At 67.3% G+C, this 12,085-nt stretch carries 12 protein-coding genes and 4 pseudogenes; 7 read left to right on the forward strand and 9 right to left on the reverse strand.

The window, feature by feature from the left end; all coding sequences use genetic code 11:
* On the reverse strand, nucleotides 1-425 hold a 425-nt coding region (locus tag ACZ4YY_RS37305; RefSeq protein WP_468299830.1), incomplete at its 3' end, for a helix-turn-helix domain-containing protein.
* Nucleotides 426-1,043: 618 nt separating this feature from the next.
* Here ACZ4YY_RS37305 and ACZ4YY_RS37310 point away from each other — a divergent pair.
* Both ACZ4YY_RS37310 and ACZ4YY_RS37315 read left to right on the forward strand, forming a co-directional pair.
* Nucleotides 1,044-1,298 carry a helicase associated domain-containing protein gene (locus ACZ4YY_RS37310; protein ID WP_468299832.1) on the forward strand — a complete coding sequence of 85 codons (255 nt, stop codon included), beginning with the start codon at nucleotides 1,044-1,046 and terminating at the stop codon, nucleotides 1,296-1,298.
* 87 nt (nucleotides 1,299-1,385) lie between these two features.
* A complete protein-coding gene (locus tag ACZ4YY_RS37315; RefSeq protein ID WP_468299834.1) occupies nucleotides 1,386-1,913 on the forward strand; it encodes an RHS repeat-associated core domain-containing protein in 528 nt (175 codons plus the stop codon).
* A 1,168-nt stretch (nucleotides 1,914-3,081) separates the two neighbouring features.
* Here ACZ4YY_RS37315 and ACZ4YY_RS37320 read toward each other — a convergent pair.
* Complete coding sequence (locus tag ACZ4YY_RS37320; RefSeq protein WP_468299836.1) at nucleotides 3,082-3,702, reverse strand: hypothetical protein; 621 nt, start codon at nucleotides 3,700-3,702, stop codon at nucleotides 3,082-3,084.
* A gap of 502 nt (nucleotides 3,703-4,204) precedes the next feature.
* Nucleotides 4,205-4,921, reverse strand: a complete 717-nt coding sequence (locus ACZ4YY_RS37325) for an AbiJ-related protein (protein ID WP_468299848.1) — start codon at nucleotides 4,919-4,921, stop codon at nucleotides 4,205-4,207.
* Here ACZ4YY_RS37325 and ACZ4YY_RS37330 point away from each other — a divergent pair.
* Both ACZ4YY_RS37330 and ACZ4YY_RS37335 read left to right on the forward strand, forming a co-directional pair.
* Nucleotides 4,857-5,191 (forward strand): annotated as a pseudogene (locus ACZ4YY_RS37330) (transposase); the annotation flags it as partial. The gene ACZ4YY_RS37325 and the pseudogene ACZ4YY_RS37330 overlap by 65 nt on opposite strands.
* A gap of 560 nt (nucleotides 5,192-5,751) precedes the next feature.
* Nucleotides 5,752-5,922, forward strand: coding sequence for a hydrophobic protein (locus ACZ4YY_RS37335; RefSeq protein ID WP_361950522.1), 171 nt, complete (start codon nucleotides 5,752-5,754; stop codon nucleotides 5,920-5,922).
* A gap of 211 nt (nucleotides 5,923-6,133) precedes the next feature.
* Here the strand turns inward: ACZ4YY_RS37335 and ACZ4YY_RS37340 are convergent, their stop codons facing one another.
* Entirely contained in the window at nucleotides 6,134-6,583 is a 450-nt protein-coding gene (locus ACZ4YY_RS37340; protein ID WP_468299838.1) for an ATP-binding protein, read from the reverse strand.
* 451 nt (nucleotides 6,584-7,034) lie between these two features.
* On the opposite strand from ACZ4YY_RS37340, the gene ACZ4YY_RS37345 reads away from it, so the two are divergent.
* Nucleotides 7,035-7,427 (forward strand): nuclear transport factor 2 family protein, encoded by a 393-nt coding sequence (locus ACZ4YY_RS37345; protein WP_454339402.1) that lies wholly within the window; start codon nucleotides 7,035-7,037, stop codon nucleotides 7,425-7,427.
* Nucleotides 7,428-7,682: 255 nt separating this feature from the next.
* On the opposite strand, the gene ACZ4YY_RS37350 is transcribed toward ACZ4YY_RS37345, so the two are convergent.
* A complete protein-coding gene (locus ACZ4YY_RS37350; protein ID WP_468299840.1) occupies nucleotides 7,683-8,441 on the reverse strand; it encodes an SCO4225 family membrane protein in 759 nt (252 codons plus the stop codon).
* A 247-nt stretch (nucleotides 8,442-8,688) separates the two neighbouring features.
* Between ACZ4YY_RS37350 and ACZ4YY_RS37355 the strand changes: the two genes are divergently transcribed.
* Entirely contained in the window at nucleotides 8,689-8,853 is a 165-nt protein-coding gene (locus ACZ4YY_RS37355) for a hypothetical protein (protein ID WP_468299842.1), read from the forward strand.
* A gap of 124 nt (nucleotides 8,854-8,977) precedes the next feature.
* Here the strand turns inward: ACZ4YY_RS37355 and ACZ4YY_RS37360 are convergent, their stop codons facing one another.
* The 3 genes and pseudogenes from ACZ4YY_RS37360 to ACZ4YY_RS37370 form a co-directional block, all read right to left on the reverse strand.
* Nucleotides 8,978-10,027, reverse strand: coding sequence for an NAD(P)/FAD-dependent oxidoreductase (locus ACZ4YY_RS37360; RefSeq protein WP_468299844.1), 1,050 nt, complete (start codon nucleotides 10,025-10,027; stop codon nucleotides 8,978-8,980).
* A 110-nt stretch (nucleotides 10,028-10,137) separates the two neighbouring features.
* Nucleotides 10,138-10,323, reverse strand: a pseudogene (locus tag ACZ4YY_RS37365) (ATP-binding protein); the annotation flags it as partial.
* A gap of 429 nt (nucleotides 10,324-10,752) precedes the next feature.
* The gene (locus ACZ4YY_RS37370) at nucleotides 10,753-10,983 is read right to left on the reverse strand and encodes a hypothetical protein (RefSeq protein WP_468299846.1); all 231 of its coding nucleotides are present in this window, start codon (nucleotides 10,981-10,983) and stop codon (nucleotides 10,753-10,755) included.
* Between the two features lie 616 nt (nucleotides 10,984-11,599).
* Between ACZ4YY_RS37370 and ACZ4YY_RS37375 the strand changes: the two are divergent.
* Nucleotides 11,600-11,995: pseudogene (locus ACZ4YY_RS37375) on the forward strand (sugar-binding domain-containing protein); the annotation flags it as partial.
* A gap of 11 nt (nucleotides 11,996-12,006) precedes the next feature.
* On the opposite strand, the pseudogene ACZ4YY_RS37380 reads toward ACZ4YY_RS37375, so the two are convergent.
* Nucleotides 12,007-12,085: pseudogene (locus ACZ4YY_RS37380) on the reverse strand (IS5/IS1182 family transposase); the annotation flags it as partial.

Consider the following 12,085-nt stretch of genomic DNA (forward strand, 5'->3'; position numbering starts at 1 on the left):
GGACTGGGCGCAGCCACCGGAGCTGGGGCGACGGAGGCAGAGGTCTGGGTGTGCTCGGTCGCGGTCATGGCCCCAGCCTCGGAGACCGGCGCCGCAGCGGTCCGGACTTCCGTAGCGGGGACGGGCTCGCTGGTGAACATCTCGGGCACCGCCGTGTCCTGCTCGGGTGCGGCCGAGCTGGTGGGGGCGGGGTACAGCTCCGCGAGCTGCCGCAGCAGCCGGGCGTACGCGTCGCGCTCCGGCGGGCGGGGCTCGGTCTTGCCGGCCTCCCAACCGGACACCGTGGCCCGCCGCACCTTCAGCGCGCCTGCCACTTCGTCGATCGTCAGGCCGTGCGCGGCACGCAGCCGCTTGCGCTCCGCCGGGGGCGGCAACACAGACCGGGACGCCACCAGCGCATCGACCGCGTCGAACAACTCGGACATGGAACACCTCCCGACCACACCCTAGCCCATGGAACGTACGAAGCACGTACGTTCACCGTACGGATAGCGTACGAATGCCGTACGCGTGGTTAGCTTCTCGGAGACCAGTCCAGGCGCGGTCCAGCCGCGGACCGGCTCGGGCGGCAGTCAGTCGGACAGGGCAGCTTCCGGATCCCGCATGCCGCGCAACCGTCCATCTTGATGCATCCACCCCCTACTGATGACGCGTTCGCCGCTTTTGCCGGTGAAGGAGCCGCGCCCGGCTTGACTCCCACAACGGTCACTGACCGGCCGTGCACAAGCGATGTTCAGTTCCGCGAGTAGGCCGTGTTCGCACTGAGAGGGGCGCCAGGATGCGTGAGCCGACGTGGACTGTGCACTTCACTTCGAGGGATGTCGTGCAGCCGCAGACGGTCGCGCCAGAGCTACGAGGCTGCCAGGCAACCTGGGCGTGTGGCTGGACGAGGCGGGCCTGCCTGGGCAAGTGGCTCCAGCGGCAGAAGAACCCGGTCACCTGGGCGCACCTTCTTCCCGAGCAGCAGGAGCGGCTGTCCCAGCCGGGCGTGAGGCCCGCCCAGGCGCCGGCCCGCCCAGGCGCCGTCTCCGGCCCCTGCGGCAATGCGTGCGACGAAGGGCCCGGGTAAGGCGCAGCAGGCGTTTCAGCGCGGCCTTGCGGCCCTCGCGCAGTGGGTGGAACGGGAAGGCCAGCGGCCTGTACCACGCGGGGCTAGCGAACAGATCACGGTCGACGGCGAGACGGAGCCGGTGGTCGTGAAACTGGGCGTATGGGTCTCGAACACCAAATCGAGGCGCGACAAGCTCACAGCGGAGCAGCTGGACGCGCTGCGGGAGCTGGGCGTGGAGTGGGCGTAGCGCGTTGGGGGTGCGGCTGGCCGCGGCAGACAGTGGTCGACCGCACCCCAAATCTGGTGTTCAGTCCGTCGATGTGTGATCGCCGGAGTGGACAACAACGACCGTCTCATGCGCGGCAGTTCGACCTTCACCAACGCCGCGACCGGCATGACGGTGGAGAACTCCACCGGTTTCGTCCGTGAAGCCTCGGGCACGTTGACAGCCATGACGACCGGCGGGGCGAGCCAGTACTACCTCACCGACGTCCAGGGCAGCGTCATCGGCCTTGTCGACGCCGGTGGCAAGCGCACCGCGACCTACAGCTACGGCCCCTACGGCGAAGCACGCACCACCACCGGCACGAACCAGCCCTACCGCTACACCGGCACCTACCTCGACCCGTCCGGTCTGTACAAGATGGGCGCCCGCTACTACGACCCCCAGCTCGGCCGCTTCACCCAGCCCGACCCCTCCGGCAAGGAAAGCAACCCCTACGCCTACGCCGCCGGAGACCCCGTCAACCGCATCGAGCCCAGCGGCCTGGACTTCCTTGGGTTGTCCGGGGGGAATGGCTCAGCTACGGCGGCCAAGCGCTGGGGTTTGCCTCCATCTTCATACCCGGCGGCGCGCTCGTAGCGGCCGGCCTCACCGCTGCATCGATCGGTATGGAGGCTGCAGGCGGGGCCATGCAAGGAAAGAGCGGGTCTTCGATTGCCGCCGGAGCTCTTGTGGGTGCGGTAGGCAGAAAGGTGGGAGTCGGAGCAAAGCTGCTCGGCGCTTCCAAAGCAATGGATCAGGGCATCGGCGTGGCCTGCTGGGCCATGGGCGCGGGTGCCGGCCTATTCATGTGACCGGCTTGTGACAGGCTGAGGAGAAGGACATGTCATTACCGCTTGCTCGTTCCGGCGCCGCTGTCGGGGGCAGCGTCGGAGCCACCATAGCCATCATCATCATCGGGCTTCTCATCTTCGCAATCCTCACCCTGCGGCGCCGCAGGAGAGGCGGAAAATGACAGTCGTCTGTCCGTGAAGTGGGAACGACGCGCTGATCGGTGCTTAGCGTGTAGGGAAAGTCCGCTGAATGAGGGCGCTCGACCACCACTGGTCGAGCGCCCCGTCGGACATGCGGCGGGAAGCGGCCGAATCAGCGCTTGCTGCCCGTCGGACGCTTGGACCGGCAGCGCTGGACGAAAGAGCGCCTCCCCTTTTGCCGCCCTGGACCAGCCCCTCCGCGATCTCCCGCAGCACCGCGGCTCACGGCGCTTCAGCCCCGTGCCGAACGTGGCCCGGGCCGTTCCCGCCTCACTCCGTTCGTGCAGAGCCGCTACGTCGACGCATGACGGTGCCGTGCGAATACTGCGCCACGACACACGAAGGGGCCGGTTTCCCGAATTCAGGAAACCGGCCCCTTCGATCAGCCTCGAGATGCCGAGTGGCTTACTCCGCCTTGGGGAGCCGGATCGCCACTGTGAGATGTGCCGTCTTCGTGGCAGTGAGCCAGCTGGGAATGTACCGACCCATGACAGCCGCAAGGTCGCGAAGTACCACCGTCGTGTCAGTGGCAAGCTCCAGCCACAGGCCGACGACCAGCAGGAACAGCGTTTCCCTGCTCAACCGTGACTGACACACTCCCACTGACACGAAGCCGACACATCTCAGGTTTGTCCAGCCGGGCTGTCGGATTCTTCGGGCTGGATGCGGGGCTCGGGCGACCCCAGGCCGTAAGTTCACCACCCCGCGCACCCCGTGCACCGACTTGACTCACCGGCGGCGGTCCGGTCGCTGGAGGCTCGAACGGGCTGCTGCTACCCGTCCCGCCAGGCACTCAGGGTCCAGAAGACCGCGAGGCCCGTCCACATGATGGCGAACACCCAGACCACGGGGTGGCCGCCGAACAGTGCCATGGAGCCGAGCCAGCCACCCCCAACGGCCACGCCCAGCAAGCCGAAGTTGGGGAAGGCGAAGAGGCCGGAGAGCCGCGCGCTCAGCAATGCCCATGCGCCGCCCGCCAGGATCAGGCAGCCCAGCGCGAGCCACGGGAGAACCGCCTGCTGCGAGGAGGGCGCGTAGGAGTCGATGTGGCCGCGAACCCTCAGCTCCACGACGTCCCCCTGCCACAACCGGACTTCGGCGTGGTCACCCTTCCTGGCGTCGTCGTACGTCTCCGACCCCACGCCCAACCAGGTTGTACCCCCTGGCCGTTGGACCTTCAGGTTGTGGTACGTCGTACAGGTCGTACCGCCGCCTCCGCCGCCTGCGGTGGTGATGCCTCCCGTCGTGCCGCCGCTCGTGCCGTTGGACGTGCAGCGCTCACCCGTCCGCCGGTCGAGCACCGTGCCCGCCTCGCGCCGCACGCAGAGTTCCCCCTCATCCCCGTCCCCGCTCCGGCCCCCGCCCTGGCAGACCGGTGCGTCGCGGTACTCCATGGTCGCTCCGTAGCCTTCAGCGACCTGCTGACCGCAGAGCAGGACTCCCCATCCGGCCGCGAGGACGAGCAGCCCCCGTAACCAGTGGGGCAGCCGCCCGCGGTACCAAACGTTGCCGTACCCCCTGCTTTTCACCCAGTTGTAATCCCCGTTCGGCTGAGTTCTCATGCGCCTGCGGGGCCTGCCCTGCGGGGAGGACGGGTTCGTTACCGTGAACGCCGCCCGTACGGCACCCGCACCAGGTCACGATGGTCCCGCTGCCTGGTCGAAGCCGCCCTGCTTCCAGCCCGGTACCAACGGAACTCGCGTACCGGCTGTCCGCCGGCCACCTCGTCCACCGGGATCCTGTCGAGTACGGCCTCGACCAGCCGACCGTCGGCTCGCCGATAGGCCGCCCGAACCGTCCGACTACCTGTCGCGTCCGCGACGCCTGGACCAGTCCCCATGGCTGCCCCTTCGTGTCCGACGCCATCGACACCAAGACGGCCCTGTTCTCCCGAAGCTACGGCGAAGTGACGAGTAGCTCTCTGTAATCAGAGTGACGCTCGGTCAGAGAGAGCGAGGCGGTGCACGCCGACTTCGCCGCCCTCCAGCAGCGCGAACGCAGACCCAAGTAGTTACTCAGCGCTACACGCCACCTGGCGGTAGCTATACGAGAACAGGGCCAGAACGGGCACAACTCATGCACTCGGTTGACCCCGGCTTTCGTCCGTGACGATTCCCCCACGCCGAACTGCCCGCCCGACACCTCTTGCCCGGCCTGCGACGCCGAGCGGGGTACCGACGGACCGTCACGCCAGCGCAGGCCCGCGATGGGGACCTCACGGTCGTAGACGAGGGTGTCGTCCGGGTTGCCTCTGACGATCTCGATGTCGTTGTCCACCGAGGACCGGAAGCGGATGTCGGGCTTGGTGAACGAGGCAAAGATGATGTTCTTCGGCCGCCGGATGCCATGCAGCCGCGTTGGCGCCACGGTGAACACGGGATAGCCGCCATCGTTGCCGGTCACTCTCAACTCGACCCGATAGTCCGGAGATGACCGTTGATGGTGCCGACCATTTTTCTCCTGGAGGTGCTCGTCAAGGAGGACGTCCGCTGATACCAGGCCTTCCAGGAAGCGGGCGAGCCGGGCGTCCCCGGCCTCGAAGACGTGTATGGGGCGGGGTACGTGGAGCTGGATTGTTCCGGACGGGCTGTGGGAGATCGCGAAGCCGTCGATCCCACCGTCGAAGGTGCGGTCTCAGGGCGGGGGAACGCAGGACACGCCTGATGAGACGCTGCTCGAGCGATCATCTACGCGCTGGTCAGCGGGTACGCCTGGCGGGCTCTGCCGCCGTGCTTCGGGATCTCGAAGTCGACCGCCCACCGCCGGTTCCTGATCTGGTCGAGAGCCGGCGTCTGCGGCCGGCTGCATGAGGCGGTGCTGCACCGACTCGATGATGCCGGTCTCATCGACGTCTCGCGCGTGGTCCTCGACTCCGCCCACATGGGGCTTTAGTCCTGCCTTTCGGGCAGCCGAAGCCGCAGGGCGGGCAGGAGCAGCCCCGCCACGGGGGACTGAACGAGCCTGCCCCTGCACGTCGGCGCCCGCTTGTCCCCTCCACGGAGCGCAGAACCCAGACCGCACAGGGGATCCCTCTCCTCAGCGCGCCAGACGATCAGAACGTCACATTGTGGCCCCCTCAGGTCAGCCGCGGGATGTCGTGCCCGGCGTTCCAGTAGCAGCCACGCGGTGTCCCGGGCTGCGGTCGGGAGCGGGGAAGGCGCAGGATGATGGCCATGGCGCGGGCGCTGATCATCGGTGGAGAACCGCTGCTGGGGGGCCGCCCGGTGATCGTGCGTTGTCAACGGATGCGGACCATCTCCCCGGTCCGTGAGGCGGCGCTTGTCAGGGATCGCGGCGCCGGAGCCTCTCCCGTGAGATCGCGCGGACCGTGTGTGCGGTGGCGGAAGTGCGTCGAGTGTCCGTAACAGCGGTGAAGAAACCAGGGAAATCGGCTGTGTGTTCTTCGATTGATCGGGCATCCGGTGCCTCGGAGGTTGATAACTATGGTTCCCCTGCTTCTGGTTCTGCTGCTGGCTCTGATTCTGTTTGGTGCGGGTTTCGCGCTGAAGGCACTGTGGTGGATCGCCGTGATCGTGCTGGTGGTCTGGCTGCTGGGCTTCGTCGTGCGGACGGCGGATACCAGCGGCCGCAAGGGCCGCTGGTATCGCTGGTAGCCATCAAGCGGCAACGCGCCACACTGCGGGGCCCCGGGTGCACCCGGGGCCCCGCAGGCATGTCCGGCACCAGGACATCCCACCCGGTGAAAACGGTGTAATCGCCACCTTGATGGGCACCAGCCCTCATAGCTGGGGACCGGTGAAGCAGCGGAACCTGCGCCTCCGTCCATCGGCCCCAGCTCCCTCCTGTCCGGCTCCCTTTCGGGCCCTATGGCGCGGTGCGGCCGGCGATGTTCCCGCCGGGGTCGTCGGCCAGAGCGATCAGAGCCGTGACGCGTTTGCCGACCGGTTCACGGTGGACTTCGTAGCCCTGGCTGACGGCGAGGGTGATCTCCAGGCCGTGCCGGCCCACTCGCTGCGGGTCGGTGGCGGCGATGTCCGGCAGGACCGGGTCGCTGTCCCACACCGAAACCCGTACCGCACCGCCGACGATCTGCAGATCCAGCATGAGCGGCCCGGACGCGTACTTCACCGCGTTGGTGACCAGTTCACTGACCACCAGCTGCGTCATGCCCATCGCCCGCTCGGACACCGGCAGCCCGTACACGGCCTGCACGTCGGTGAGGAAGCCGATGGCCAGGCGCCGCGCGGCACCAATACAGGAAGAGTCGCCGTCATAGGCGGCCGACGCCGACAGCGCATCACTGTCCCCGGTCATCTGCCCCTCATCCCCCGCCGTGGCTTTGTTCACGAGAACGGGCTCTGGCTCAACTTCCGTGGAGTGGCCACTCTGAGTGACAGCTGGGTCCCTTCGTGCCGTGCATGAAGTCGCCCGAAAATGGTCCGTGGACAAGGCGGCTGGGCTGAGAGTTCGGGGCCGTGGAAGAGGTCGTGCTCCGGCTGAAGGAGCTGTTGTTTCCGTCGGTCGCGGACGTCGAGGTGCTGTCGGTGGACGGGCTCTGGCTCAACTTCTGTGGTCAGTGAAATGCGCCACCGACGCCTCGAACGAGAGCGTCTTTGTCCAGAGGGGGCTGGCGCGCAGATGTCGGAGGTCGCCACGGCTCCCGTTGCGCCCGATCGGGTAGGCGGGTCCGGCCGGCCCGGTGTGCCTGCGGCTGTCCATCCAGCTTCCGGTTACGTTCGCGGGCCAGAGCCCAGAGGAGGCTGCGATGACTGATCATCCGAACATTGCCGTGTTTCAGCGGGCCATGGCCGCCTTCACGGCAGGCGACATGGAGACGCTGGCGGAGGTGTTCCACCCCGATGTGGTGTGGCATAACCCCGGCCAGAGCCCGTTGGCCGGCGAGTACCACGGTCGTGAGGCCGCGTTCGCTGCGTTCCAGAAGGAGTTCCAGCTCTCAGGGGGTACGTATCGCCCGCAACTCCATGATGTGCTCGCCAACGACCAGCACACGGTCGCCCTGCTCCATGTCACGGCCTCGCGTGAAGGCAAGGAGCTCGACATGGACTACGTGATCGTCTTCCACATCCGAGACGGAAGGATCACCGAGGGCTGGGACCTCTGGTCCGATCAGAAGGCGTACGACGAGTTCTGGTCGTAGCGACACACATCCCGCCACTGAGCGCGCGGCTCCACAGAACCCGTTCTCGTGAACAAAGCCACACCTCCAAACGACTCCCCGTGAAAGTGGCACAGCCACGAGGTGCCGGAATGCGCGGAGGGGTCAGGGTCGGGTGACTGCTGGGGGTTCGTCGACGCTCGCGCCCTGCTCGTGGATCCCCCCGGACGCCGCGGCGCAGTATGCGCCTCTTCAGTCGGCACGACTTGGGTCCGGCCGACTGATCCGGCGCTTCCCTCAGGTGGCCGGGCGCGGTTCCCGCGCCCGCAGCCTGCGTGCGAGCAGGCCGAGCAGCACGGCGTTGACCAGCCCGGACAGTGCCACCCCGATGGAGAAGATCAACGGGCTCAACCAGGCGAGCGAGGAGTAGTACGCAACGGGCGACGATACCGCCATGGCGAGGATGCTGAACGGCGCCGTGGCCATGAGCGGCCAGATCCCGGCGAACCCGGGATCCGACAGCACGAACTCGGCGCACAGGAAGAACCCCAGCGCCACCGCGACCACGGCGAGGTAACCACGCGCGAGCCAGTTGTCCACCGCAGGCGCCAGCAAGGCCCGAACCCCCTGCGGGCGGGTGCCTTCAGGGGCCGTCATGTCTGTTCTCTTCTGCTCAGCCGGGTCCGCAACGTGCGGGAGGGGCTCACGCGCTCCGGCCGATGTGGCGGTCGCGGCCCTGGTGGCGAGGGCGCCGAGCACGGCAGCGTTCACGAGGGCGCACAGGAGGAGGCATACGGCGAAGACCGCGACCGCCGTCGCGTCGGCCGCCCCGTCGACCTCGGCGCCGGGGTCGAGAGGGAGGAACATGCACAGGAAGGAGAGGGGCGCCGTCAGCAGCAGAGGGCTCCCGGCGAAGGCGCTCTCCGGGAAGAGCAACATGGCTGTGAAGGAGACGGCGAATACAGCCAGATAGCCCCGGGCGAGCCAGTTGCCCGAAGCAAGCGCAAGGAGTGGGCGCAGGCGCGGGACACGGCGGGGGTGGGGCGCAGTCGGCATCGGTTGTTTCCTCGGGTCGGTCCGTTGGTGATCTCAACGGTGGACCACGGGCCGCGCTCAGGCATGAGTACGGGTACTCACCGGCAGGGCCGCAGAATCCGCACGCGTCTGCGCAAGACCCCTCACTCTGTGGTGTTCCACTCTCAGTGGGTCCGCGAATCCCGTTCGTCGGACTCGCATCGTCCGCAGGTCAGCGCGCCATGAGGGGGACCAATGGGAGCAGGTCTGGGGAACCTGTGAGCGCCGGGTGGGGACGTTCAACGAGCCTCATCACCACCTCGAATGGCGCGCGGGCCATGCCCGCGACGCAAGCATGCCGATCGTTCTGGATCCCCGCGACTACCTCGATGAGGACGTTCGGTCCATCCTCAACGGCGTTGCTGGCGGCGACTCCGAAGCTTTGGCTGTGTGAGCGTCTGCGGATGTCGTTTCGCGGTGACTTCGGGAGCCACCAAGACCCTGGTTCCCTTGATCAATGTCAAGAGAATTGATGTCACCGGGCGCGTGATCGTGTCCGCCCGGGTCGTGCGGCATTGCTACTGGGCAAGACCGCGCGGACGACAGCGTCGTAGCTCGGGGGCTGGTCTGCCGGTCAGGAGTTCGTCGGCGACGAGTCGCCCGACGGTGGGTGCCAAGGTGATGGCCGAGTGTGTGACGGCGACGTAGACGGATCGATCTTGTGCCACGTATCCAATGATCGGTCCTTGAGCGGGCATCGGTCGTCTGCCGATGCGATAGCCCAGTAAGCGACAGCTGTCGCTTCCGCGGAAGAGGGACTGCAAGCGGCGGAGCGCGTCTTGCGTGGCCTGCTCACACGATGTCGCTGACTTGTCTTCAACGTGCGGGAGTGTCAGGAAGAGGTCGCCGTTGCGTACCTCTCGGACTTCGAAGTCCGAACTGGCCACGATGGTCTTGACCAGGCCGGGCGGTGCTGTGAGCCGCACCAGGCAGGCAGGGGATGCGGCAACGGGCAGACCAGCCAGCAACGGCTCAGCCAGCTTGGGGATGCCGGTTCCGGCGGCGAGTACGACTGTGTCGGCGGCGTGGAATCCGGTGGAGGAGAGCACCCCCACGGCGCGTTCGCCCGCCATTTTCAGGGAAGTCACGATCGAGTTGTGGTTCACCATTGCGCCGTGGGCGCGAGCAGCATCCAGGAGGGCCTTGGTCATTGCTGTCGGATCGACGCCCCCGTCGCTTGGGGTATGGATTGCCTGCTCGGGAGGGTTGCGCAGGTTGGGCTCCAGCACCGCGATGTCACTTCCTCCGACCCAGAAACGGCCGGGTCCTAACCGAGAGTCGTTGGCCTGGGCGTCGGTCCAGGTCAGCGAGCCTGTCCAGCGGACGGTGACGTCAGGCAGCTCGGTCTCCAGTCGCCGGTAGTCCGCAAGTACGGATCCACGCAGGTCTTGCGCTCCGCCGGGCCAGTCCCCTCCATGGCCACCGATCCAGGCGAAAGAGTCGCCCGTCGCCCCCGTAGCCGGTGACGGTCCCTGGTCGAGCAGGGTCACAGGGATGCCCTGGCGTGCCAGATGGTAGGCCACCGAGGAGCCAACGATTCCCGCACCGACGACAACAACGGCTGACATAAGCACCTCTTCGACAGGCGAGTGACCACTCAGGGTGGGTCTGCAAGGTGAAAACACAGTCGGGTTGCTGCAGAGATCCCGCAACGGAATTTCGGTGTGGCTCTTCCTGTTCAGCCAGCGGCGGCTTGCTCGGCCTGCGCCTTGGTATGTGCGAGGCGGTAGGACTCGGTGCCGGTCTGGATGATGGCGCCGTTGAAGGTCAGCCGGTCGACGATGGCCGCGCAGAGCCGCGGATCGGTGAACGTCTTCGTCCACCCGCTGAAACTTTCGTTCGAAGCGATCGCGACGTCCTGCCGCGGCCACGCCTCGACATGGCCCCGGCGTCCATCGGCCAGCCAACGCCACACCGTCCGCTCCGACACACCCGCCAACTCCGCCGCGATCCGCACATGCAGCGCCGACAGCGTCCCCTCCCCATCCACCGCAAGAAGCCGCCGTACCACCACACCCCGCGCCAACGGCACACCCCCGGCCAGCACAACCCCAGCTGGCCCCGCCCCGGGCTCACCCACCGCCCCCCGATCGACAACGAACTGCTGCCGAAGAACGTCGAAGGCACCCGACAGAGCCCCGGTCCAGATCCCGTCTGGACCGGGGCTCTCGGCGTTTTCACCTGCTCTGACGCCTCGCCTGGTGGGCAGCCGCGGGCCTTGAGTCCCATCGCAGGCGCTGTCGACTCCGGCGGATCCGTCTCAAGCCGGCGTCGAGGTCTCCACGTCCTCGACTTACTTGGTCGTCTGGTCGTCGAAGATTTCCTGGTTGTACTGGTCCATGGTCTTGGTGTCGACGCCGTCGCATGCGTCGGGGCGCTTGTCTTGTTCGCTCTTCTTGGCGTCCTTGTACTGCTTCTCCATGGCGGCCTTGCAGGCGGCGAGGTCGGGCTTGTCGCTGCTGCAGGCGGCTGTCGTAGCGGCGAGGGCGAGCAGGACGGCTGTGATGGCTGTACGGGTGCGCACATTTACTCCTGGGATTGTTTGGCGCTGATGGGCGTGCGGCAGGCGGGAGCCTGGTGAGGCGCTGTGGCAGTTCTGTGTCGTGGATCCGCCGCCGGACAGTGATACGGAGCGGAGGGCCGATTCGATTGGTTGAAAACGAAAAACTTTTTTTCGGTGCTCGACCCGCACTTACGGGCCGTTGATCCGTACCTCCACCGGATGTGTGTCCTGGTGCGAGCGCCTGGTGTGACGGGGCGACCCGGGGGCGGACGCGGAGAGGGGAACTGTATGGAGGCGGACGAAACTTCTGGTGCTCGTCGCGGAAGGCGATGCCGTCGAACCCGCGGCTGTCGGCCCCGACACGGCGTCCGCCTTGAGGGACTGGGAGTCGATCACGCCCGCGCTCAGCTCCTGGTCCCGCCCGGCCTGCTCGCGGACCCTGCGGCGAAGCCGGTCGTGGAGCTCGCGGACCAGACCGTGGTCGCGCCAGCGGCGGAAGAATGCGTAGACCCGGCCCCGCCGCAGGCATCCGGGCCGGCGCGCCCGCCGAGACCGCAGTGGCGGGAGCACCTTCCCGCAACACGCCTTCGATAGTACGGTCGCGCGCATCACCCCAGCCCGTCAGAGGACATTTGGCATGCCTGCACGCTATTTCGAGGACTTCACGCCCGGCCGCGGGCGGCTGGCGCCGCGCGCGGTCCTGGACTCCGACGCCCCCCGGATCGACCTCAACGGGCAGTGGGCGTTCCGGTTCTCGTCGGCGCTGCGGGCCGAGCCGGACGGGTTCCAGGACCCGGAGTTCGACGACGGCTCCTGGGACGCCGTGGCGGTCCCCTCGCACTGGCAGCTGCGCGGCTACGGCCGGCCCGTCTACCTCAACATCGCCTACCCCATCCCGCTCGACCCGCCCTTCGTCCCACAGGAGAACGAGACCGGCGACTACCGCCGCGTCTTCGACCTGCCGGACTCCTGGCAGGACATGCCGACGGTAGTGCGCTTCGAGGGAGTGGACTCCTGCGCCCGGGTCTGGCTCAATGAGCCTCTTCAGCGTTGCCGCTCCAGTGTGAGGATGGCCTTGGCGATTGACGTCATTCGATTCGGGCTGCATCGGGACCTGCGGAAG

The organism is Streptomyces sp. NPDC030143, assembly GCF_055573695.1.

What these genes read in the sequence shown, in the direction of transcription:
- ACZ4YY_RS37310 (WP_468299832.1), top strand. Translation starts at nt 1,044, where the DNA reads ATGCGTGCGACGAAGGGCCCGGGTAAGGCGCAGCAGGCGTTTCAGCGC.
- ACZ4YY_RS37320 (WP_468299836.1), bottom strand. Translation starts at nt 3,702, where the DNA reads ATGGAGTACCGCGACGCACCGGTCTGCCAGGGCGGGGGCCGGAGCGGG.
- ACZ4YY_RS37335 (WP_361950522.1), top strand. Translation starts at nt 5,752, where the DNA reads ATGGTTCCCCTGCTTCTGGTTCTGCTGCTGGCTCTGATTCTGTTTGGT.
- ACZ4YY_RS37340 (WP_468299838.1), bottom strand. Translation starts at nt 6,583, where the DNA reads ATGACCGGGGACAGTGATGCGCTGTCGGCGTCGGCCGCCTATGACGGC.
- ACZ4YY_RS37345 (WP_454339402.1), top strand. Translation starts at nt 7,035, where the DNA reads ATGACTGATCATCCGAACATTGCCGTGTTTCAGCGGGCCATGGCCGCC.
- ACZ4YY_RS37350 (WP_468299840.1), bottom strand. Translation starts at nt 8,441, where the DNA reads ATGCCGACTGCGCCCCACCCCCGCCGTGTCCCGCGCCTGCGCCCACTC.
- ACZ4YY_RS37360 (WP_468299844.1), bottom strand. Translation starts at nt 10,027, where the DNA reads ATGTCAGCCGTTGTTGTCGTCGGTGCGGGAATCGTTGGCTCCTCGGTG.